This window comes from Sphingobacterium paucimobilis HER1398 (assembly GCF_000416985.1).
Taxonomy (GTDB): Bacteria; Bacteroidota; Bacteroidia; order Sphingobacteriales; family Sphingobacteriaceae; genus Sphingobacterium; species Sphingobacterium paucimobilis.
In genome coordinates, this window is sequence record NZ_ATDL01000014.1 from 77051 (window position 1) to 99825 (window position 22775).

Below are 22775 nucleotides of genomic sequence, written 5' to 3' on the forward strand. Positions count from 1 at the left end.
AATTACATATTTTCTTTATAAAAGGAAAGTCCTTTTGCGTAACTATATGGTGATATGCAATAACTGTGCCCTGGAGCTTATTTACTGGCTATCTCTAGAAAAGCATTGCCGTAGGTACGGGCCATTATGTCCCAGCTGTAAGTTGTGCGTGTATATTCGGCATAAATTTTTGCCTGTTGTTGGTAATGCTCTGGATTTTCTAAAACTTCTGTCAGGACATTGACCCAAGCATGCCTGTTTTCTGCAGGAACTAGTATGCCATTTTTTTTGTGCTGTACGGCACTATTTATTCCCTCTAGTGCAGATGCAATAACCAATGATCCTGCCGTAGATGCTTCTAGGCAGACTAACCCAAAGCCTTCCATATCTCCAGTAATAGCGATGTTGGGCATCAAGAAGGCAAGGGACTCATTGAGAATTATCTGTAGGTCTTCGAAAGGTACTTTTCCCAAATGAATAGCTTTAGGATAGTAGAGTGGCAGTATTTTTCGGAGTGTGGTTTGATCGGATGGGTATCCCAAAAATAACATGATCATTGTCTTTAGCTTTGAGGGAAGGAGTTTGATTAATAGATCTGTTAAAGTCTTTTTTGTACTGTAAGGGCCTAGCATTAACAACTGAAAATCCGTACCTAAGTAAGGGATGACATGTTGCAAGAGCCAAGAAAATCCCTTGCGCTTTACGGGACGACCTAGGGTGACGAATATTTTTTTGTCTAACTGTATATCGGGATACTTGTGACTGATGTCAGCTATTTTTTTTTTGACTCGATGCTCAGTGGAGTCTACGCCATTGACTATGACTTGAATCTTTTCTGCCTTAATTCCACGATCACAAGCGGCTTGAGCAGTGGCGTCACTTACTGCAAAAATACGATCAAAGGTATTAAAGCGAGGGATGATTTTCTTTTGAAAATAGGCTAAGGGGTATACGATGTCAAGACCGTGTATTGTAGCAGTTTTTTTGATCTGCTCATACCCTTTGTGATAAGAAGCGATGGCCGCGATCAAGCCATCATTGAAGTGTATAAGCTTGATCTGTGGATTCGCCTTGATCACTTTCAAGATACGCGCATTTAGTTTTAGAAAGAATGTTAGGAGCGACTCTTGATGATTATAGACGATGGTATGTGTTTTTAGGTAAAGGGCTACCCCATTGATCAATTCGTGGCTTTGCTTTTCCATTCCGCCGGTGGCAGGAGGTGACTTATGGCTTACAAATAGTATTTCTATATCGGTTGACTGCTGCATTCTATATCGAATTTTAATAGCTGCTGGTGGGGGATGTTTGAAGTTGTTCTGGTTTCAACTGACTCGGGTAGACTTTAAAGAACACCGATAATAGAACACCAATAAGGCTCCATATTACCTGTCTGAACCGGCGAAGTATAGAGATAGAAATCCATATTGTCGCACTTTTTATACCAATCATATCTAGGGTAATCTTGTTCGCAAATTCTTCGATACCTATTTGTCCGGGGATAGCGGCTCCTATACTTTTTATAACAATAATGGACATATCGAGTACCAAACTATCCATCGGTTGTATGGAGTACCCCATAAAAAGAAGGAGCAGATAGAGTTCCATGCTGCCCACAATCCAATGAAATGCAAAAAACAGATAAGAATACCAGAAGTTCTTTTTGTCGTGCTGGAAAAAAACCTTACAGTTATAAAATGTGATATTCAGTGTGGTTTTTGTATGCCTCCATAGAGAACTTTTGTCCTGTATAGGTGAAGGACCTGTCGGTCGATATAAAGCGATAAATAATGCTGTCTTTAATAAGAGAAGTACGACAATTGTACACGTAATTATCCATGTTAGTTCTTGAGATACCGTCTTACGGATTGTATTGGATAATAGCCAGATCATGGCAATGGTAAATAAGGAAATCTGAGATAATGTAGCCGTTATTCTAGAGGATGTTACGGATTTTAGGGCTGTCTCTTGGTTAATCTGATAGGGCTTTAGAAGTTGGACTTTCAGTAGGTCGCCTGCTATGATACTGGTTGGATTATAAAGCGCTAATGTTTCGCCAATCTGTCGAAAGGCAAATAATCGAAACAACGATATATTTTTTCTATCCTGTCCTAAACATAGCCACCAACCTAAAGTTCCCAAAAAATAGGCTGTAAACGTCAATAATAAAATATAGGTGAATTTGAAACCGACCTGTTTTAGTTGGTTTTTTAAAGCGATAAAGTCTGTATTTGCAATGAACACAGCTATGGATATTATTGCAATACATAGTATAAAACCGTTGGCGAATTTACGCCATAGAGTTAGTTTGCCCATGCTAAACCTGTTCTGTTCTTTTGTAAAGCGAGTTGTTGTATATCAAGAAAATATTGGTTGGCCAGTTTATTCCAATCTAATTGAGATACGAAACGAAGCCCTTCTTTCTTGAATTTTAAACTAAGAATGTTGTCTTCAATTATGTTTTTTAGAAAGGATACATACTCTAGTGCATTTTGAGGATTACATCTGAATCCGGATACACCGTGGTTGACTAATGAAGCTGATCCTCCGCCGTTGGCAATTACACAGGGCAGTCCAGAAGCCATCGCTTCTATCACGACATTGCCATAGGTTTCGGAGGTTGACGTAAAGACAAATGCATCGGCCGATGCGTATAGCCTGGAGAGCTGTTCATGATTTTTCTTGCCTAGAAAGAAAGCTTTAGGCATTTCCTGCATTGCAACTGCTTTGGCAGTGCCTTCACCTACAATGATTAAGTTATAGTCTAAGCTCTCCTGAGCTAATGTATGGTAAATTGCGATCAAGGTTTTTATGTTCTTTTCCCACACCAATCGGCTTGCAAAGAGAATGTTAGGTTTGGAATTGCCTGTTATCTGTTGGATGTAATCATTGTCTCGTTTTACTGGTGTGAAGAGTTGACAATCTATGCCTCTAGGCCAAATTTGGATTCTTTCGGAGTCAATCCCTATTGTTGATAGCTCATCAGCAATAGATTGTGTGGGTACATAGGTCACTCCACAGCGGTTGTAGAAATTGAGCATGACCTTCTTTATCCAATGTTGTGTGGGTTTTACCAACGATGTAAGATTTCTGAAGTAATAATCAATATAGGAGATAAAATGAGTGTGGTATATGGTCAATACCGGGATTCCTCTTTTCTGAGCGTAGTTCAGTGCGAAAAAGCCGAGAAGAGAGGGGGTAGCTATATGGATGACTTCAGGGCCGAAGTTGTCCAGTGCGGTCTCTAATTTTGCTTTTATAAGATGTGGAATTGCAAGACTGTAGTCTTCATTGACTGGTATTCTAAATGTCGGAACTTTATAGGATTTGAAATTCCGGAACTGTTCTGGTCCATTTCCGTAAATGAACAGATAGTCAAATAATGTGCTGTCAATTCTTTCTATCAATTGGAACATGGTGCGCGAAGCTCCGTCAAAATCTGCGATCAATATTTCGGTAAAAAAGGCGACTCTCCTCATTTTATATCGTTTATCCGTAAATATATAGGAAGGACGTAACGTGGATGATAAGTAGAGGTTAAGATTATGTAATCTGTTTGTAAGGGAAGTGTTGTGTGTTAATGATTTGTAAATCAGTAGACGATATATTGTTAATGTAAAGGTGAATCTGTGTTTATAATATGGTGGTAATTTTGTAGGAGATCAGATTAAATAGATATGTTATTGTATTTGTCTTACGAAAGAAATAAGAAGCAATGGAACATAAGGGTTTTAATTTTATCCATTGTATGTGGTATAGCATGTTTGCTTCTGGCATTTAGAAGTAAGGGGACGGTACAACGTGGTTTTGAGCCTGTTCTTTTTTCGCTTCCAGAAATGTCTTCTGGTGAAATTGATGTCTTGACTTATAATATAGCAGGATTACCAGAGTGGATTTCTAGTGCGAGTACGCCACGGGAGGCAAGCATTGTTTCTATTGGACAAAAGATCAATAGTTTTGACCTGGTGAATATCCAAGAGGATTTCAATTATAACAAATTTTTGTATCAGGACAACCGACATCCTTACCGGACTCCCAATATGGGAGGGGTACCATTTGGTGATGGTTTGACTACCTTGTCAACGTATCCTATTATTGCGTTTGAACGTGTGGCTTGGAATGATTGTCGTGGTGCAGACTGTCTTACTCCTAAAGGATTTTCTTATGCAAGGGTTCAACTGGCAAAAGATGTATTTTTGGATGTATACAATGTACATGCGACTGCCCAAGATGATGTTGCTGCTACTCAGGCTAGAAAGGGTAACTTGCGACAATTGGCATCGTATATCGAAGAGCATTCTATGTGTCAGGCTGTATTATTGATGGGCGATTTTAATGCGCATTATGCTTTTGAACGAGAGTGGATAAAGGCTTTTCAAGAGCGGGTAGGTGTGATTGATAGTTGGGTGCTTCTGCAGAATGAAGGTGCTTTCCCTGAGGTGGTCAAAGATTTTAAGGCAAAACCCGCATTGAGTGTTACCGATGACTGTGAGAGTATTGATAAGATATTTTTTAGAAATAACGATAATCTATTGTTGAACCCTACAGGTTATCGGGTGGAGCAGGAGCTTTTTCAAAATGAATCGGGGCAGCCGCTCTCCGATCATTGTGCCATTTCTTTGACGCTATCTTGGCAGCGTGTCAAATAGTGGCTTGAACGGTTGAAGAAATTTGTAAAGGTATACCTAATTTATAGCTTTTTTGAATAACTTTACCTGTTCTCGAAATGTTGTATATCCTGTTTTTATTCATTCTGATCGTCCTCTTTATTCTATTTTTTAGAAGAGGCAGAGGTGTATTTATATCGGAGGTGCTGAATTCGATCGATATGGAATATCGACAAGAAGGAAACCTTCGTGTATTGACTTACAATGTTGCTGGGCTTCCTCAACGTCTTTCCAGTGCCTCTACACCAAGGAGAAGGAGTATGGAAATTATCGGTGAACTTCTTAACAGTTATGATATCGCAAATATACAGGAGGACTTTAATTATAATCGTTCTCTTTTTGCAAAATCCCTGCATCCCTATAGAACGCTGCATAAAGGAAAGGTGCCTTTTGGTGATGGGTTAAGTACGTTATCTAATTTTCCGATATTAGAATACCGTCGTATACCGTGGAAGGCCTGTCATGGAGCAGATTGTCTGACTCCTAAAGGATTTAGTTATATTCGTGTACAATTATCTAAGTCTATTACTATAGATGTATACAACCTTCATGCTAACGCTCATGATACTGTCCGTTCGGCTCGGGCTAGGAGCCGAAACTTGGATCAATTGGCGCAGTATATTCATGACCATTCTTTGGAACGACCGTTGTTGGTAATGGGGGATTTTAATGCGCACTATTCAAATGGTTTGGATAGTATGTCTGACTTCCGTCGAAGAACTCAATTGAAAGATGTCTGGGTAGAATTGGAGAATAGAAATGAAATTCCTGCTGTTGATCCCTTTTTTATAGCGAAGGATATGTTATCATTGACCAATAAAGCAGAAAGTCTAGACAAAATTCTATATCGGAATAATCCCCATTTTAAATTCACGCCTATCTTGTATGATATCGAGAGGAAGATATTTCGTAATGAAATCAATCAACCTTTGTCGGATCACTTAGCTGTTTTAGTGAATTTAAAATGGGAATATAAGTTTGATCAATAACTATTGGTCTTTGTGCAAGATATACTTATCCGCTAGTGCTCCTGTTATTTCTTTTCCTTCAGTGTCTAATTGTATAAGTATATTTTCGCCAACCTTATATTTGATGTCCATGTCTTTTCCTTTTAGTTGTATGGAGCCATCCTTGTCAAACCACTCGAATTTTCCAGTATCTGCTACTGTTAAGTTGCGGTCTTGGTAAAGAGCTTTGTAGGAGAAAGTTTCGTCCTTGTAGATTTTGATTGTTGTTTCTATTCCTGGGCAGTCAGCACAAGGAGTGGTTCCTTTATAGGTTCCCATCCAATCAACTGAGTTTTTAGAATTGTGGGCATCCCCAATATAATCTGGATGATTTGGGTTCAGCGCATTCGTATCTAGGGTATTCTGTTTGTTTGAATCGGCCGTACCGTTTGAATTTTTAGTGTTGTTTGAATTACAAGCTGCTAGTACTAGAATAGAACATAGTGCGATGGTAGAAATTGTTTTGTTCATGTCTGAATATGTTTTATATGTTATTATAATAAGAAACCTTTTCTGTTATCTTTTGTTTTAACTTTTTGTAAAAGTTACTAAAGATACCCCAATAGTTTGTGAATAAATTAAATACCAGTTTATCTTTGCCCGTATGAAGGAATCAGAATTAAGGACACTTTTACAGGCAGAAGTGTTTCAATTTAGCGATGTGCTGGATTTAGTGGAACGCGAGTACACCTATATACCTACTGCTTTTAAAAATGGAGCTATCGAGAATGGCAAGGATGAGAATCAAGGAAGTGCAAGAGTACTGTTTTTGGGATATTTACATGGACTGAGTAAAGAAGATACCTTACGTCTATTTGGTGAATATTATGTGTCTGTATTGAATAGCCCTTCAGGGACAGACCATCAGAATATTCGACAGTTTATAAGATATGGATGGTCTGCTGTATCTTTTGAAGGTGACGTCCTTCTTGAAAAATAACTTCGCTAATATAGTAATATAGAGGTCATCTCCGCACGATATTATGTGCGTTAGAGACGGCCTCTAGAGTAGTGTGATTTAGTAATGTAATTATTTTTCCAGAATTGTTTTTAGGGTTGCGAGACCTTTATCAAAGTCTTTGCTCATGTCGTAAAAGATAGACATCAGGTTAAAAGGGTAGGGCATCTTCCCATTAATTTCCCAATGCACCTCACTTTGATTTGGGGATAGGGAATCGACTTGTATAAAGGACTTATTGGCTTGGTCTGATCCATTAAAGAAAAGATCCATATCTACTCGTTTACCTTCTTCTATTTTCGTAATGACCTGCTTTCCGTCTCCCACTTTTTTACTTTTCCATGTATAGGTAAAGCCAACAGTGCCGTCAGTGCCACTATATTCCTTTTGTATTTGAGGGTCTTGTTGTGACCAACTATCATAGGTTCCTTGCTTCTTTATTTGCTTTATATAGTCAAATACTTCGGTTGAAGGTTTGTTGATAACTATTGTACTGCCAGCATGAAAGTTTTTAGGGAGTATAGCAGCAACGAGTAGAATAATGGCAATTAATCCCAGTACTGTAAATAGAAAGTATTTAATAAACTTCATTTGTTACTTTATTGTTGGTTCATCATTTGATTTTTTCCTTCATAATGGATCATCCATGCAATACCAAACTGATCAGTGAAAGATGCGTAGAGTTCAGCGAAAAACTGTTCGCCTAAAGGCATTTCTATATTTTGGGCATTGACAACTAGTGCATCATATAGTTTTTGAGCTTCTTCTGCAGATTCTACATCGAGCATGATATAGGTATTGGTTCCAGGGGTTGCTTTATGTCCAAAGTTTTCGATACAGTCTGATCCCATGAGCATACTGTCGGCATTGATCATCAGCGCAGTATGCATGATTTTTCTTTTATCTCCATCGTTAAGGGGATAGTTAGGGTCTGCTGGCATATCGCCAAAGCGATAGGTTCCGATAAGGTCTGTATGGAAGACGGTTTTGTAAAAAGCAAATGCGTCTTCGCAATTGCCATTAAAATTTAAGTAAGCGTGGATCTTTGCCATAGTGTTTTTGTTTTATTTGATGTTATTGATCGTTTACTTTTGTCTAATGTTAAGAAATAAGGGGTAAATATCTTTTTTTGTTCTCAATAATTATCCAACTGTTGATCAGTAAGAGTATGATAGCCATCAATAATCCTTCTGGAGCATATATGAGATGTTGAAGGAGGATACCGACCATTACAGGCAAAATCATGATTGCAGCCAATGCCCTGGTTTTAGGAATGATAAACAATAATCCGGCAATTATTTCTACTGTTGCTATCAAGGGCATCAGCCATTTTATAGTGGCAAAAGCCTCATTGACTTGACGGAGTTCTGCTGACATTTCGGGGACCGGTAGGTACATGAAGAATTTATTAAGTCCGGCATTGATGAACATCAATCCGAACAGAGAACAAATAATGAGCTTTAGAACCTTCATGGCATTTTATCGTTTATAATTTATTCTTCAAAGTTATTATAGGGATAGAAGAAACAACTTGACATAAGATAAGTTTTAAAAATTTAAAATTATTTGTCTCTAAAAAATATCTTACTTTTGCAGCTGAAGCAAACTGGTTCTATCGCTGTTTCGATTTATCGGAAGAGAGGAAAGTCCGGGCAACATAGAGCGACACGCTTCCTAACGGGAAGGCTCCGACTTGTCGGAGACAGAAAGTGCCACAGAAAATAAACCGTCCCGATTAATCGGGATAAGGGTGAAAACGTGAGGTAAGAGCTCACGGTCTTGTATGGTGACATGCATTACGGTAAACCTCGTGTGTTGAAAAACCAAATAGGTTGCGGGAACCGAAGGCTGCTCGTCTTCTTCCGACTTGTCGGGAACCGCAATGGGTAGGTTGATGGATCCTATGAGTGATTGTAGGGCTAGATAAATGATAGAATCCCGATACGTCGGGAACAGAACCCGGCTTACAAGGTTTGCTTCTTTTTTGTTTTTCGAAGATTAGAGACGAAATTGATGCCTGCTTGTCTCTCATTGGAATCCTAAAAGTTTTTTCTTATTTTGTTCGACATTAATTCAAATGTGAATATGGCTACAATTTTAATAATTGATGATGAACGTCCTATCCGTAGTTCGCTGCGTGATATATTGGAATATGAGGATTATAAAGTTCTTGATGTAGATAACGGTGTAGATGGTTTGGAGCTTCTAAAAAAGGAGAAGATTGATTTGACCCTGTGTGATATCAAGATGAATAAAATGGATGGGATGGAGGTTCTGACTGCAGCTAAAGAGTTTTCGGATACTCCATTTATCATGATTTCTGGCCATGGTACAATAGAGACGGCGGTAGAAGCGGCCCGTAAAGGAGCGTACGACTTTTTAGAAAAACCGTTAGATTTAAATCGTCTTTTAATCACTGTTCGTAATGCCCTTGAAAAAGGCTCCTTGGTTAAGGAAACCAAAGTGCTAAAGAGAAAGGTTTCCAAAACAAAGGAGATCTTGGGTGCTTCAGATGGTATTTCGCTGATCAAAGACAGTATAGATAAGGTAGCACCTACGGAAGCTCGGGTACTGATAACGGGAGCTAATGGATCCGGTAAGGAATTGGTAGCGCGGTGGTTGCATGAAAAGTCAAATCGGGCCTCGGCCGCTTTAGTTGAAGTCAATTGTGCAGCTATTCCTTCGGAACTTATTGAGTCCGAATTGTTTGGTCACGAGAAGGGGTCGTTTACCTCTGCTGTAAAGCAACGTATAGGTAAATTTGAACAAGCTAGTGGAGGTACATTGTTTCTGGATGAAATTGGAGATATGAGTCTTTCTGCGCAGGCGAAGGTACTACGTGCATTACAAGAGAATAAGATAACACGTGTGGGAGGGGAGAAAGAGATTTCTGTGGATGTACGTGTGGTAGCAGCTACTAATAAAGACTTGTTGAAGGAAATTGATGCTGGTAACTTTCGAATGGATTTGTATCATCGACTGAGTGTTATCTTGATTCATGTTCCCTCTCTGGCAGAACGTAGGGATGATATACCCACATTGGCGACGGCATTTTGTGAGGAGATATGCGCAGACTATAATATCCCTACTAAAGAGATAACAACCGAGGCTATGAAGGCATTACAAGCTCTTCCGTGGACTGGAAATATTCGGGAGTTACGTAATATGGTCGAGCGTTTGATCATTCTGAGTGATCGTAAGATTACGGATAAGGAAGTGAATTCGTTTGCTAATCCTTCGGTGTCCACCCATCACGGTCTTGGTGGCGTAACTTCGATGATCGATTTGGATCGAATGGACAACCTTGAAGATTTCTTAACTTTTGCAGAGGATAAATTTCTATCACACAAGCTGAATAAAAATAATGGTGATGTGGAAAAAACAGCTAGAGCAGTAGGGGTGTCGGAAGAACGACTAAGAGAGCAGGCAAAGAAATATAATATTGTATAAAAAAAGGGCATATGCCCTTTTTTTAATCATTATACCTTCTCTTTTGTTTATTGTAGAGCATGAAGACTACAACAAACAAAAGTACTAGACCAATAATCATAAATACAGTAGGGGATGTCTGTTCTGAACCACTTCCTGTCTGCGCCCACCCCATGTTAGAAAGCAACATTAGGAAGAATACACTATGCCATTTTCTCATAATACAAAAATAAATCGTTAACCATTAAACTTACTGAATTTATTTGATAAAAGCAACTGGTATTTAGATTTTTAACTAGTTTTTAACAGTGTGGCGTTTTAACTTTTGTATGGAGACTTGCCTGTGACTAAAATAAAAAAGGTATCAACTAGAATAGCGATACCTTTTGTTCATTGCTTGAGTTAATATATTAGGCTATTTCTGCGAGGAAATAACCAGGTTGGTTAATTAGTTCCCGTTTATCGATAATTTCCTGTAGATTAAGATAGCCAATGACATATTTGTGGTCTTCGCCATAAAATCTTTCTGTAATATTCTTGAATGCTATATTTTCTAATACGTTTTCATCTGTATACCGGAAATAAACTTTGATGTCCACATTGGTCGTATATGTTAATTCCTGAGCATCCAGGTGTTTTTTATATTCATAACGATAGTCATATCGTAGTGCGGTGATGTCGGAAAGAACAGCTGATCCTGTTGGGTGGCCTCCGGCACCTTTACCATAGAAAAACTGCTCGTCTGCAAATGCTGCTTTAACCAAAACCCCATTGTTTTCGTTTTCGACATTAAACAGGATACTGTCTTTAGATACAAACTTAGGCAGCACATATAGTACGACCTCGCTATTGCTTACTTCTTTGGCCAGTGGAATCAATTTTATTTTGAGATTCTTTTCTTTTGCATATCGAATGTCGGTATCGTTCAATTTGTCTATACCTAGATTTAGGATAGTGTCTGGATCAACAAATAAGCCATAGGCATGCGAAGCAACGATTGCCAGTTTGAATTTTGGATCATATCCGCCTACATCTAATGTCGGATCTGTCTCGGCAAAACCTAGTTCTTGTGCTTTTTTTAGTGCAGTATCATAAGTCTGGTTCTCGTTGAATATTTTTGACAGAATATAGTTGGATGAACCGTTGAATATACCGCTTACCGAATGTAGTAACTCGTTGTCATAATACTCTTCTAAATTTCTGATGATGGGAATACTGCCACACACTGCGCCTTCATATAACAGTGAGGTTCCATACTGTTGTTGTATAGAAGTCAACTCTTGAAGATGAGTTGCAATCATTTTCTTATTGGCGGACACTACGTTCTTGCCTGAAGATAACGCTTTTTTTGTTATTTCGAAGGCGGCATCCGCATCGTCGATCAACTCTACAACTGTATTGATATGAGGATCGTTTAAGATGTCATTAGCGTCTGTGGAAAAGAGTTCTGCGGGCAGGCTGCGTGCTTTGCCTGCATTCTTGATAACAAATTTTTTAATCTCTAGGTTGAGTTTTTTTGTTTTGATGATGTCGTATAGTCCTTGGCCTACAACGCCAAATCCGAACATGCCAATAGTAAGCTTTTTACTCATTTCGTTCTTAATGTTGCTTTAACTTTTTGTTATTCGGTATTACAGTAATCTTAATACCTGATTAAATACGATAGGCAATTTGAATGTTTTCCAAATTGCCTTCGTATCTGTGGGTTAATATTTGTTATTTAATTTTTTCAAAAGCTTGTTGCAAGTCTGCTTTGATATCGTCGATATGTTCGATTCCGACAGATAGACGGAGTGATCCCGCATAGACTCCAGCTGCGCGCTGTGCTTCTTCGCTCAACTGTTGGTGTGTCGTTGCTGAAGGGTGGATGATCAATGTTTTGGCATCACCAACATTAGCTAAGTGGCTTATTAATTCCAGTGAATCGATAAATTCGTCTGCTTTTTTCGCATCACCTTTAATAATGAATGAGAGTACGGCACCGTATCCATTTTTAAGATATTTTTGTGCCAAAGCATGGTGAGGATGACTTTTTAATCCTGGATAGCTCACGGACTCCACTTGTGGGTGTGCTTCTAGCCATTGTGCAATTTCTTGGGTGTTGTCTACGTGACGCTGTACTCTTAAAGAAAGCGTTTCTAGGCCTTGTACTAATAAGAATGAGTTGAAAGGTGATAAGGCAGGGCCAAAGTCACGTAAACCTTCTACACGAGCTCTTATGGCGAACTGAATGTTTCCGAATGGACCGTTAACGCCAAATACATCTGAAAACACAAGTCCATGGTAACCTTCGGATGGTTCAGAGAACTGCTTGAATTTTCCATTACCCCAGTTGTAGTTTCCTCCGTCAATGATTACCCCACCAATACTTGTGCCATGCCCGCCAATCCATTTGGTAGCTGATTCTACAACAACATTCGCACCGTGCTCAATAGGTTTGAACAGATAACCACCAGCTCCAAAAGTATTGTCCACAATAAGAGGTAAATCATATTTTCTTGCAACGGCAGCTATTTTCTCAAAATCAGGAATGTTGTAGCTTGGGTTGCCAATTGTTTCGACATATATCGCTTTTGTTTTATCATCGATTAGCTTCTCGATATTTTCTGCTTCACTATCTGCAGCGAACCTAGCTTCGATACCTAATCTTTTGAAGGATACTTTAAACTGATTATAACTCCCTCCGTAAAGGTTCGCACCTGATACAAAGTTGTCACCAGCTTCTAATATATTCGTCAGTGCGATAAACTGTGCAGCCTGTCCAGAAGCTACTGCAACTGCTGCTACACCACCTTCTAATGCTGCGATACGTTTCTCGAACACATCAGTAGTAGGGTTCATGATACGGGTATAGATATTTCCGAATTGCTTTAGCGCAAAAAGATTGGCTCCATGTTCTGCATTTTCAAAAACAAAAGATGAAGTTTGGTATATAGGTAATGCACGGGATCCAGTTGTAGGGTCAACTTCTTGTCCTGCATGTACTTGTAATGTTTCGAAGTTTAAATTTTTATTGTCAGCCATTTTGTGTTTTATTAAGATGTGTTTGAATTTATAGTAAGAAGTAAAAAGAATTGGGGTGTTGGTCGTCGTTGGATGTGCCTGTCATTTGCCTGTTACCCTTAGGGTATCGGCGGGGAAAGGGACTGACGACTAGCGCATTCGTGTGGATATACAACTATAAATAGCTGTACAGGAGTAGGTCTTGCGGTTAGTTAAACTATCCGCAACAATTTTTAATTGCTGTGTGAAATTTAATGTCATAGTCTTATTTCATTTATATGCTCCAAAAATTTATTTCTTTGGACAGGAATTGGCACCTTTTCAAATACCTTTTGAAGGTTGCCAGTGGGTCATAGAGCCAGTCTCTCGCCACTTCTTTATAAATCAAGACCTATAGATAAGGCGTTGATTAGATGCACTACTGTCTAAGTGCATCGCAAATATAAGAGATATTTTTAAATATGCAATGAATTTTAAGAAGTTATTAAAATATAGAGCTTTCTCCTTTCTGGTATATGACTTTGTTCCTGTTTTATAAATTAGAATTTAAGGTGTTTTACGGTAAGTCCGTTATTAATGAGTTGTTTTAAAGCATCAATTCCGATGTTCAGGTGTGTTTCAACAAATTTTTCTGTGACAGCCAGGTCGCTTTCTATAGTTTTTACACCCTCAGGTACCATGGGTTGATCCGATACGAGCAATAATGCGCCGGTAGGGATTTTATTGGCAAAGCCCACACTGAATATGGTCGCGGTTTCCATATCTACTGCCATTGCTCGGATAGTTTTTAGATACTTCTTAAACGCTTTGTCGTGTTCCCACACCCGTCTATTGGTCGTGTATACAGTTCCTGTCCAGTAATCTCTAGCGTGATCCCTGATGGTAGTTGATATTGCTTTTTGCAGCGCAAAGGCGGGCATGGATGGAACCTCAGGTGGGAAGTAGTCGTTGGAAGTACCTTCTCCACGTATGGCCGCTATCGGGAGGATAAGTTCGCCCACGGCGATTTTCTTTTTGAGCCCTCCAGTCTTTCCTAGGAAAAGGACTGCCTTGGGCTGGATAGCGGACAATAGATCCATTACTGTAGCGGCCATTGGGCTTCCCATTCCGAAATTGATGATGGTTATGCCGTTGGCGGTACAAGCTTGCATGGCTTTGTCTTGTCCATAAATAGGAGCGTCCTCATGCATAGCAGAGAACATGGTAACATACTTGGAGAAATTGGTTAGGAGAATATACTCTCCGAATTCTTCTAGAGGTTTTCCAGTATAACGCGGTAACCAGTTGGAGACAATGTCTTCTTTAGATTTGAGTCCTGGTGTAATTGGGGTCTCGATAGATTTCGTTTTTTTCATATGTGTATAATTATTCGTGCATTTAATTGTTTTCTCGCTAGAACTCATGAATGCTTCGCATTTATTTCATATTTATTTTTTTATCCTAAATAACAATCCCCCACCGGATGGGTGAGGGATTTGTTTGCTTAGGCTACTTTTAACTTCTTAATATCTGATTTTGCAAATTTCTTTTTTGCGTAATCGAGTGTTATATGTAAGCTTGTTTCCTCACGCTCTTCTTTTGTGGTTGGTATTTCAAACATGGCATCCAGCATAATAGCCTCACAGATACTTCGCAGCCCCCGTGCCCCCAATTTGAATTCCCATGCCTTATCAACAATGAATTCATAGACTTCTTTGTCAAACTTGAGTTCTACGCCTTCATATTCAAATAGTTTGACATACTGTTTAATCAATGCATTTTTGGGTTCGGTAAGGATACTTAAGAGTGTTTCCTTATCCAAAGGGTTTAAATGCGTTAATACAGGTAATCTTCCTATTAATTCGGGAATGAGACCGAAACTCTTTAAATCTTGTGGTGTGATATATTTATAGAGGTTGTTAAGGTCGATGTCTTCTTCATCCTCCATCATTTTATAGCCTACGGTCTGCGTTCTCAGACGGTTGGCTATTTTTTTCTGTATACCATCAAATGCACCACCACAGATAAATAGGATATTGCTCGTGTTTACGGTGATCATCTTTTGATCCGGGTGTTTACGCCCTCCTTGAGGTGGTACGTTGACATTGGTTCCTTCTAGGATCTTCAAAAGTGCCTGTTGTACACCTTCTCCAGAAACATCTCTGGTTATGGATGGGTTGTCACTTTTGCGGGCTACTTTATCGATCTCATCGATGTATATAATTCCTCTTTCCGCAGAAGCAACATCGTAGTCAGCTGCTTGGAGCAAACGTGTAAGTATGCTTTCCACATCTTCACCTACGTAGCCAGCCTCAGTCAATACTGTTGCATCGACGATAGAAAAAGGGACGTTAAGTATCTTTGCTACTGTCTTGGCCAACAAAGTCTTTCCTGTACCGGTTTCTCCAACGATAATCAAGTTGGATTTTTCGATTTCAGTCTCATCAGCGCTTGTTTTTTGGTTCAATCTTTTATAATGATTGTATACGGCTACCGAGATTACTTTTTTAGCTTCATCCTGTCCAATGACATACTGATCCAAATGCTGTTTGATTTCTATCGGGCGGATGAGTTTCAGTGTTGTTTGCAACGACTTGTTTTTCCGTTGATTCAACTCTTCTGTTAAAATCTCGCCTGCTTGTGTCACACAGCGATCACAGATATGTGCTCCATCCCCAGCAATCAGCATCAAGGCTTCGTTTTTGCTGATCCCACAAAATGAACAGTGGATATCTTTGCTGTTGTTCTTGCTCATTTATTTACTTTCTTTTCTAGGTGCTAAGACCTCATCAATCATTCCAAATTCTTTCGCTTCTGCTGCTTTCATCCAATAGTCACGGTCTGAAGATTTTTCTACCCATTCATAGGATTGTCCGGAATGTTCTGCTATTATAGTGTACAATTCTTCTTTAAGCTTTAACATCTCTCTAAGATTGATCTCCATATCCGCTGCTACTCCTTGTGCGCCTCCAGAAGGTTGGTGGATCATTACTCTAGAGTGCTTCAGGGCGGCACGTTTTCCTTTAGCCCCAGCAACTAACAATACTGCACCCATAGAAGCAGCCATACCTGTACAAATCGTGGCTACGTCTGGAGAGATATACTGCATCGTGTCGTAGATACCTAGACCGGCATATACACTTCCGCCAGGCGAATTGATGTATATCTGTATGTCTCGCTGTGCATCAGTAGACTGTAAAAATAATAATTGTGCTTGAATGATATTTGCTACTTGGTCGTTGACGCCATCTCCCAAAAAGATAATACGGTCCATCATCAATCTAGAGAATACATCCATCTGCGCAACGTTTAACTGACGCTCCTCCACAATGTAGGGGGTCAAGTTTGTTGGCATTTGTGTTTCTACGCGTGAAATAAAGCCATCTACGTGCTGTGAGCCAATGCGGTGATGTTTTATCGCGTATTTTCTGAATTCGTTTTTATCTATATTCATTTTGTATGATGTTACTATTTTAAAAATATTAGACTAATATAATTCGTTTTTCTCAAATACAAATAATATTTATGTCTCCTTATTGTAAATTGGTAAGTCTGAAATAAAATCCACGCTGTTGTTTTCAAAGTTGACCTTACAGAAATAATGTTGCAATCCGTTGCTTACCAATAAAAGTGGAATCTTGTGCTTACTGTTATAACTGCCGATCTGTTCGAAAGTCGCCTGTGTTATCTTCACACCAGGGGCTTTGAACTCAGCTAACAATATCTTTTCTCCTTGATTGTTAAATATGACCAGATCGCTTCTTTTTTGCAGTTCATTAACGATGAGACCTCCTTCTATATTCATCAGGGATTTTGGATATTTCTTATGCAAGTGCAAAAAATGTACCCAATGTTGCCGGACCCATTCTTCTGGTGTTAGCAATAGGTTCTTCTTCCTCAGTATATCAAAAACGTAAACTTTATCTTGAACACGCGTCAGCTTTAAGGGAAAAGGGGGTAAGTTTAATTGTACTGGCTTAAACATAGGCAAATTTACGATTTTTTGATGGCAAAGCAAAATTGGCGTTAATAAGAGATTTATGTGTTTTAAATGAAGGAGTAATTTGAGCACTCATTGCCGTGCAGGGCAACAAACTTTTGCTTGATCAAAAGTTTGACAAAAATCAAGGCTGTATCTTATTTGTTGCTCCAGTGACGCTATGGTGTAAGCGCAGCCCAAGGTCTCCTTCACGCTATCCCCTCTCAAAGACTAGGGGCTGCTGGAGATATTGCAATCTGATAAGAATCGGTATACACCATACCTACTTTCACGGCCAAATAAGCTAAGGCCGTTTTGTATACTTTACAATAATTGTTCGCAATTTCCTTCCCTATCAGAAAAATGTCACCTTGGCGGGTTGCCAATTGTAGTAATGGTGATCCGTTGTGGCAAGCCGGCGCAGTGACGCGCTTTTACCTCCTTTTGGCAAGACAAAAGGAGGAGCCAGTCGCGGCTTGAGCGACAAAAAGATATCGATAATAAACCTTCTATTTCAATAGACAATCGTATTCACTGCGCAGATATTCCTCTATATTATGTATTTTCGCAAAGACATGAGTGCACAATCCATTTTAACTGATATCAAACAGCGTAAGTTCAAACCCCTGTATTTATTACATGGTGAAGAATCTTATTATATTGACTTGATTAGTGATCGTATTGAGAATAGTGTTCTGGACGATAGCCAGAAGGGCTTTGATCAAACCATTCTGTATGGGAAGGATACTGATTTTTCGACTATAGTCAGTGCTGCTAAGCGGTATCCTATGTTGAGCGATTATCAGGTGATCATCGTTAAAGAAGCACAAGGGTTAAAATGGAAAGGGGATGACGATTTCCTGATGAAGTATGTGGAACAGCCAACACCTACTACGATTCTTGTGTTTGCTTTCAAGCATGGCAAGTTCGATAAAAGAACCAAGCTCTATAAAGCTCTTGAAAAGAAAGGTGTTGCTTTTGAATCGGAGAAACTCTACGATAATAAAGTAGCTCCTTGGATTATGGAAGAGTTGCAAAGGAATGGTCAGAAAGTGCATCCGCAAGCGGCAGCGCTTATGGCCGACTATTTGGGCACTGATCTTTCGAAAATAGCTAATGAAGTACAGAAACTGGTGCTCAATGTACCCAAAGATCGTGAAATATCCGTTCAGGATGTCGAACAGAACATTGGTATAAGTAAGGATTTTAATGTGTTTGAACTCAATTCGGCATTAGGTAAACGGGATGTTTTAAAAGCGGTTCAGATAGTCGATTATTTCGCGTCAAATCCTAAGTCCAACCCCTTTGTGGTCGTGATTGGCTCGCTGGCCGGTTATTTTACGAAGTTGTTGAAGTATCATTATCTACCCGATAAATCTTCCGCTATTGTGGCCAAGGAACTCGGTGTGCACCCATTTTTCACGAAAGAATATGATATGGCTGCTCGTAATTTTAACAGACGTAAACTGTTTGATGTACTTTCTATACTACGGGAATATGACCTCAAGTCGAAAGGGCTGAATGCTGGGCCTAATACAAGCGATGGAGATTTGATGCGTGAGATGCTGTTCAAGATTTTAAATTAACGGTAATATAATGAAGAAATTTCTATTGTTGATTTTGTCTGCTGCTTTTTATATGCCTTTACAAGCGCAGTCTTTGTATACCTTAATTCAAGGAGGGGGTAACTTAGGCCTTGCAAACCCTGGATATAAGGGGGCATTTAACGGTTACTCCTTGCATTTTGTTTTTGGTAGGAACTTTGATGATAAAGCTTATCTTGGTTTAGGGTTGGGGAACGAACGTCTAAAAGGAAGTTATAAAGCAACGAAGGAAGGGGGGCAGGATTTGGATAAGAAATTTAATTACGATCAGAACCTATTTCCCATCTTTGTCGATGGGAGAGTTCCTTTTGCAGGGCTAGGGGAAGATGGGCGGCTGGGAGTACTAGTCAATGGGGGATACGCTCCTAAGATAAGCCCACAGTATGATCGTGGTTTTGTGTTCAAAAGCGGTATCTTCTATCTGCATGAGGCTCCAGGGAAAACGGATTGGACAGTCTCCGCGAGCTACGGTTACCAACAGCTCACTAAAAATATCGTTGGCAATGATTTTAGACATCAACATCTTAATATTTCTGTGGGGTTGATGTTGAAGTAACTTCTTTACAGTTTTACTTTTTAATATATTTGTAACCATGAAGGACGGAAAAACAAGAGCGGATATCAAGCCAGGTATGTTGGTGAATATTGTGCTAAAGAAGGATCAGCGTACAGGTATTCTTACAGAGGGGATAGTCAAAGACCTGTTGACTTCTGCTTCATTTCACCACCGAGGCATTAAAGTCCGGTTGGATGATGGACAGATAGGACGTGTACAAGAGATTTTGGAGGAGGATTAAGGTAATATTTTTTTTATTTTTATTTTTGACTTATTACTTTTCTTTCTACCTTTGTCCCTCGTGAAAATTGATGTTTTTAATTTGATTTCCGAGGACAATGTGTTCAATGTTTACATTGAAATATCACAAGTTTGATACGTATAGCCCATTTGGGCTTTTTTTATGTCCAAAAATTGGGAATCGAGTTTTCAAATAGTCAAAGCATCAGCTAACATGTAGGACAGAGATTACAGCTCCTTCTAGATTTGAAATTATTTAGTACTTAATATAGAAAATGACCAGCTACAGTAAATTACCCGCAATTTTAGTTTTAGAAGATGGAACAGTTTTTCACGGCAAAGCCGCAGGAAAAATTGGTACAACTACTGGAGAAATTTGTTTCAATACCGGTACCACAGGATATCAAGAAATATTCACTGATCCGTCGTATTATGGACAGATTATGGTGACCACCAATTCTCATATTGGTAATTATGGTATTGATGAGGATGATGCCGAATCGAATAAGAATCAAATTGCGGGACTGGTTTGTAAAAACTATAATATCAATTACAGCCGTAAAATGGCAGATGAGTCTATACAGAGTTATTTTGAGGCTCAAAATCTGGTTGGTATTTCTGATATTGATACGCGTTCTTTAGTACGTCATATACGCGATAAGGGTGCTATGAATGCCATCATCTCTTCAGAGAACTTAGACGAAGCATCGTTGAAAGCTACTTTGGCAGAAGTGCCTTCGATGGCTGGTCTGGAATTGTCTTCCTTAGTAACCACGAAGGAGCCTTATTTCTATGGTGATGATACGGCGAGTACACGTATTGCTGTTTTGGATTTAGGTATAAAGAAAAATATCCTGCGTAATTTTGACGCAAGACAGGTTTATGCCAAAGTGTTTCCTGCGAAAACCAGTTTTGAGGAGATGGAAGCTTGGGGTGCTGATGGGTATTTTATTTCCAATGGTCCTGGTGACCCTTCGGCTATGCAATACGCGATCACGACAGTTCAAGAGATTCTTGCAGCAGACAAGCCTATGTTTGGTATCTGTCTGGGACATCAGATTTTAGCGCTAGCTAACGGTATCCGTACTGAAAAAATGTTTAACGGCCATCGCGGTATCAACCATCCTGTGAAAAACATTATTGCCGACAAATGCGAGATTACGTCACAGAATCATGGATTCGGTGTAGTGCGTGAAGATATTGAGAACTCGGACATAGTCGAGGTGACACATATCAATTTGAATGACAATTCTATCGAAGGAATTCGTGTTAAAGGTAAAAAAGCTTTTTCAGTGCAGTACCATCCGGAGTCTTCTCCAGGACCTCACGATTCTCGTTATTTATTTGATGATTTCATCAGTATGATAAAAGGTTAAAAAAAAGGCTCAGTTTTCTGAGCCTTTTTTATGCGTATACTGTCGTGTTAGAATACTTTTTTTTATAGGTCAACGTGCTTGTACCAGCCACGATTAGGTATATTCAGAATATCTGTATCTGAGAAACGATGTTTAATATACTTTAGGACTTTCCAATAAATCGGTGACATATCCTAAGATCTCAATCTCGCTGTGTCCATCCTCTAACATAGAAAAGGTGAGGTATGCCGCATATATTTCTCCACTGAATACAATATGCTTGTCTTGTACGATAGTATCGATAATCTGATCTCTTATTTCTACGCCTACATGTTGGAGTTCATTGTGTAGATTGGTCGAGATGGTCTCATGACATTCGCCACTGGCAAAACCAACTATAATGTGTAAGACTAGCTTATCAAAAATGTCAGGATCTTGGTTCTTGAATTTATTGGCATAAAGGTCGTAGTCAAATCGTTTTTTTGCACTATTGACTATTTTATCCCAGATCAAAAATTCTGTTTTCGTCTGCATAACTGTAATCGTTTATAAGGTGGTTATGTAAATATAAAAAAAACGTACTGTATTTCAAAGCGTAAAAAGGGGATCTGCCTCTCAGTAAAGAGAATATTTCAATTTTTGTAGAAAACCATTTTCAACGAAAAGCTGTTTATTAATTAGAATTATGGAGTCTTTTTAACAAGCGAAAAAGGAGGTTATCATGCTATTCAATAATTATGTCGATCCTGAAAATGATTTTTTTGAGGATGACGATCAGGAAGATGGTTTGGAGGTCAATGATTTGACATATGATGAAGAGAAGGGGAGTTATCGGTTTGACGTCGATGATAATGATCCCGACTGGGATCATCCGGCAGATTATGACACCCTTAGCCAAGGTGCGGAAGAGGATTTGTCTACCTATGATGTTTCCAACCCGTTTGTAGGATCGGAGTATGCCAATTTGGATAATTTGAAACAGGAAGATTTGGAAAGATCTGGTATGCGAATTACAGGTAAGAAAAATTTTAAGTTATCTAAGCTGGATAAGGAGATATCAAAGGACGAAGAAGATTTTCGGGATGATCTTGACGAGGAAGGGTATCCAAGAAAGGATTGATCGGATTTTAAATTGGGGATATTTTAGTAGTTTGATAACGAATTTATCGAATAGCATCTGTATTTTTAGGTTTTAAGCTGTGCATATGGAAATAATATTAAAAGGCAAGAAAGCCTTGGTCGGAGGTAGTTCGTCAGGAATAGGACGTGCTATAGCATTACAACTTGCAAAATGTGGGGCAGATGTTACCTTAATGGCTCGCTCTGAAGATAAGTTGAAAGTGGTATTGGATGAGCTGGATTCTTCCTGGGGACAACAACATCGGTATCTGATCACCGATTTTAACGATTATGAATCTCATAAGCTTAACATAGTCCATTATTTTGAGAATCACGAGGTAGATATCTTGGTGAATAATACCAACGGGCCTCAAGCAGGAGACGTATTGCATAAGGAAGAAACGGATTATCAACAAGCTTTTGAACTGTTGTTTCAGAACGCTGTATTTACGAGCCGTTTGGCTTTGCCTCATATGCAATCGCAGGGATTTGGGCGTATCATCAATGTATCGTCGATGACTGTTAAGGAGCCGCAGGATAGCTTGGTGCTATCTAATACGATGCGAACAGCTTTGGTGTCTTGGAGTAAGAGCCTATCTAATGCAGTGGCAGTGGATGGGGTTACCGTAAACTCGATTATGACGGGTTACTTTGATACCGAACGGTTGAATAGCTTAATGGACAATCAGGCTAAATCAGCTGGTATCAATCTGGCTGATGTAAAGAAGCAGCGAATTGCATCTGTACCCGTTAATAGGTTAGGTGATCCGAAAGAATATGGATATCTGGCAGCATTTCTAGCTTCAGAGTATGCTGGTTTTTTGACTGGAGCCGCTATTCCCCTAGACGGGGGAATTGCTAAGACTCTATTTTAGCATATACTAGAAACGGGACGATATA

25 protein-coding genes, 1 other RNA gene and 1 riboswitch are annotated in these 22775 nt (G+C 39.2%); of the genes, 11 read left to right on the plus strand and 15 right to left on the minus strand.

The window, feature by feature from the left end; translation table 11 throughout:
- Positions 1 to 77: 77 nt before the first annotated feature.
- From M472_RS31610 to M472_RS31620, 3 genes are read right to left on the minus strand one after another with little or no spacing between them, the layout of a single operon-like run.
- The gene (locus M472_RS31610; protein ID WP_022829310.1) at positions 78 to 1250 is read right to left on the minus strand and encodes a glycosyltransferase family 4 protein; all 1173 of its coding nucleotides are present in this window, start codon (positions 1248 to 1250) and stop codon (positions 78 to 80) included.
- Between the two features lie 13 nt (positions 1251 to 1263).
- A complete protein-coding gene (locus M472_RS31615; protein ID WP_021069901.1) occupies positions 1264 to 2295 on the minus strand; it encodes a lysylphosphatidylglycerol synthase transmembrane domain-containing protein in 1032 nt (343 codons plus the stop codon).
- Positions 2283 to 3458, minus strand: a complete 1176-nt coding sequence (locus M472_RS31620; protein WP_021069902.1) for a glycosyltransferase family 4 protein — start codon at positions 3456 to 3458, stop codon at positions 2283 to 2285. Before M472_RS31620 ends, M472_RS31615 begins: the two co-directional genes overlap by 13 nt.
- A gap of 198 nt (positions 3459 to 3656) precedes the next feature.
- Between M472_RS31620 and M472_RS31625 the strand changes: the two genes are divergently transcribed.
- Together M472_RS31625 and M472_RS31630 are read left to right on the plus strand one after the other, a co-directional pair.
- The gene (locus M472_RS31625) at positions 3657 to 4628 is read left to right on the plus strand and encodes an exonuclease/endonuclease/phosphatase family protein (protein WP_021069903.1); all 972 of its coding nucleotides are present in this window, start codon (positions 3657 to 3659) and stop codon (positions 4626 to 4628) included.
- 77 nt (positions 4629 to 4705) lie between these two features.
- Positions 4706 to 5635 carry an endonuclease/exonuclease/phosphatase family protein gene (locus M472_RS31630; RefSeq protein ID WP_021069904.1) on the plus strand — a complete coding sequence of 310 codons (930 nt, stop codon included), beginning with the start codon at positions 4706 to 4708 and terminating at the stop codon, positions 5633 to 5635.
- Here the strand turns inward: M472_RS31630 and M472_RS31635 are convergent, their stop codons facing one another.
- Entirely contained in the window at positions 5636 to 6124 is a 489-nt protein-coding gene (locus M472_RS31635) for a copper resistance protein NlpE (protein ID WP_021069905.1), read from the minus strand.
- Positions 6125 to 6257: 133 nt separating this feature from the next.
- Between M472_RS31635 and M472_RS31640 the strand changes: the two genes are divergently transcribed.
- The gene (locus tag M472_RS31640; protein ID WP_021069906.1) at positions 6258 to 6593 is read left to right on the plus strand and encodes a HopJ type III effector protein; all 336 of its coding nucleotides are present in this window, start codon (positions 6258 to 6260) and stop codon (positions 6591 to 6593) included.
- 90 nt (positions 6594 to 6683) lie between these two features.
- Here M472_RS31640 and M472_RS31645 read toward each other — a convergent pair whose 3' ends face one another.
- The 3 genes from M472_RS31645 to M472_RS31655 are packed head-to-tail and all read right to left on the minus strand — an operon-like array spanning position 6684 to position 8084.
- Entirely contained in the window at positions 6684 to 7202 is a 519-nt protein-coding gene (locus M472_RS31645) for an SRPBCC family protein (protein WP_021069907.1), read from the minus strand.
- Between the two features lie 8 nt (positions 7203 to 7210).
- Positions 7211 to 7663: a VOC family protein gene (locus M472_RS31650; protein ID WP_021069908.1), complete on the minus strand. Its 453-nt coding sequence runs from the start codon at positions 7661 to 7663 to the stop codon at positions 7211 to 7213.
- A 49-nt stretch (positions 7664 to 7712) separates the two neighbouring features.
- Positions 7713 to 8084 (minus strand): MauE/DoxX family redox-associated membrane protein, encoded by a 372-nt coding sequence (locus tag M472_RS31655; protein WP_021069909.1) that lies wholly within the window; start codon positions 8082 to 8084, stop codon positions 7713 to 7715.
- A gap of 126 nt (positions 8085 to 8210) precedes the next feature.
- Between M472_RS31655 and rnpB the strand changes: the two genes are divergently transcribed.
- Both rnpB and M472_RS31660 read left to right on the plus strand, forming a co-directional pair.
- An RNA gene (gene rnpB / locus M472_RS44490) (RNase P RNA component class A) lies at positions 8211 to 8594 on the plus strand.
- 102 nt (positions 8595 to 8696) lie between these two features.
- Positions 8697 to 10061, plus strand: coding sequence for a sigma-54-dependent transcriptional regulator (locus M472_RS31660; RefSeq protein WP_021069910.1), 1365 nt, complete (start codon positions 8697 to 8699; stop codon positions 10059 to 10061).
- 22 nt (positions 10062 to 10083) lie between these two features.
- Here M472_RS31660 and M472_RS45440 read toward each other — a convergent pair whose 3' ends face one another.
- From M472_RS45440 to M472_RS31690, 7 genes are all read right to left on the minus strand, one after another.
- Positions 10084 to 10260 carry a hypothetical protein gene (locus M472_RS45440; protein ID WP_021069911.1) on the minus strand — a complete coding sequence of 59 codons (177 nt, stop codon included), beginning with the start codon at positions 10258 to 10260 and terminating at the stop codon, positions 10084 to 10086.
- A 190-nt stretch (positions 10261 to 10450) separates the two neighbouring features.
- Positions 10451 to 11632: a homoserine dehydrogenase gene (locus tag M472_RS31665; RefSeq protein ID WP_021069912.1), complete on the minus strand. Its 1182-nt coding sequence runs from the start codon at positions 11630 to 11632 to the stop codon at positions 10451 to 10453.
- Between the two features lie 124 nt (positions 11633 to 11756).
- Positions 11757 to 13064 (minus strand): O-acetylhomoserine aminocarboxypropyltransferase/cysteine synthase family protein, encoded by a 1308-nt coding sequence (locus tag M472_RS31670; protein ID WP_021069913.1) that lies wholly within the window; start codon positions 13062 to 13064, stop codon positions 11757 to 11759.
- A 250-nt stretch (positions 13065 to 13314) separates the two neighbouring features.
- A riboswitch (SAM riboswitch) is annotated at positions 13315 to 13429 on the minus strand.
- Between the two features lie 153 nt (positions 13430 to 13582).
- Positions 13583 to 14398 carry an AMP nucleosidase gene (locus M472_RS31675; RefSeq protein WP_021069914.1) on the minus strand — a complete coding sequence of 272 codons (816 nt, stop codon included), beginning with the start codon at positions 14396 to 14398 and terminating at the stop codon, positions 13583 to 13585.
- A gap of 128 nt (positions 14399 to 14526) precedes the next feature.
- Positions 14527 to 15777 carry an ATP-dependent Clp protease ATP-binding subunit ClpX gene (clpX, locus tag M472_RS31680; protein WP_021069915.1) on the minus strand — a complete coding sequence of 417 codons (1251 nt, stop codon included), beginning with the start codon at positions 15775 to 15777 and terminating at the stop codon, positions 14527 to 14529.
- Positions 15778 to 16476, minus strand: a complete 699-nt coding sequence (gene clpP, locus M472_RS31685; RefSeq protein ID WP_021069916.1) for an ATP-dependent Clp endopeptidase proteolytic subunit ClpP — start codon at positions 16474 to 16476, stop codon at positions 15778 to 15780.
- A gap of 69 nt (positions 16477 to 16545) precedes the next feature.
- Entirely contained in the window at positions 16546 to 17007 is a 462-nt protein-coding gene (locus M472_RS31690; RefSeq protein WP_021069917.1) for a type I restriction enzyme HsdR N-terminal domain-containing protein, read from the minus strand.
- 569 nt (positions 17008 to 17576) lie between these two features.
- Here M472_RS31690 and holA point away from each other — a divergent pair.
- The 4 genes from holA to carA all read left to right on the plus strand — a co-directional run bounded on the left by holA (position 17577) and on the right by carA (position 20777).
- Positions 17577 to 18587, plus strand: coding sequence for a DNA polymerase III subunit delta (gene holA, locus M472_RS31695; protein WP_021069918.1), 1011 nt, complete (start codon positions 17577 to 17579; stop codon positions 18585 to 18587).
- A gap of 10 nt (positions 18588 to 18597) precedes the next feature.
- On the plus strand, positions 18598 to 19161 hold the full coding sequence (locus tag M472_RS31700; protein WP_021069919.1) for a hypothetical protein: 564 nt from the start codon (positions 18598 to 18600) through the stop codon (positions 19159 to 19161).
- Positions 19162 to 19198: 37 nt separating this feature from the next.
- Positions 19199 to 19402, plus strand: a complete 204-nt coding sequence (locus M472_RS31705; RefSeq protein ID WP_021069920.1) for a YwbE family protein — start codon at positions 19199 to 19201, stop codon at positions 19400 to 19402.
- Between the two features lie 274 nt (positions 19403 to 19676).
- On the plus strand, positions 19677 to 20777 hold the full coding sequence (gene carA / locus M472_RS31710) for a glutamine-hydrolyzing carbamoyl-phosphate synthase small subunit (RefSeq protein ID WP_021069921.1): 1101 nt from the start codon (positions 19677 to 19679) through the stop codon (positions 20775 to 20777).
- 132 nt (positions 20778 to 20909) lie between these two features.
- Here carA and M472_RS31715 read toward each other — a convergent pair whose 3' ends face one another.
- The gene (locus M472_RS31715; protein WP_021069922.1) at positions 20910 to 21290 is read right to left on the minus strand and encodes a hypothetical protein; all 381 of its coding nucleotides are present in this window, start codon (positions 21288 to 21290) and stop codon (positions 20910 to 20912) included.
- Positions 21291 to 21477: 187 nt separating this feature from the next.
- On the opposite strand from M472_RS31715, the gene M472_RS31720 reads away from it, so the two are divergent.
- Both M472_RS31720 and M472_RS31725 read left to right on the plus strand, forming a co-directional pair.
- The gene (locus tag M472_RS31720; RefSeq protein ID WP_021069923.1) at positions 21478 to 21876 is read left to right on the plus strand and encodes a hypothetical protein; all 399 of its coding nucleotides are present in this window, start codon (positions 21478 to 21480) and stop codon (positions 21874 to 21876) included.
- A gap of 85 nt (positions 21877 to 21961) precedes the next feature.
- Positions 21962 to 22750 carry an SDR family NAD(P)-dependent oxidoreductase gene (locus tag M472_RS31725; RefSeq protein ID WP_021069924.1) on the plus strand — a complete coding sequence of 263 codons (789 nt, stop codon included), beginning with the start codon at positions 21962 to 21964 and terminating at the stop codon, positions 22748 to 22750.
- Positions 22751 to 22775 lie beyond the last annotated feature (25 nt).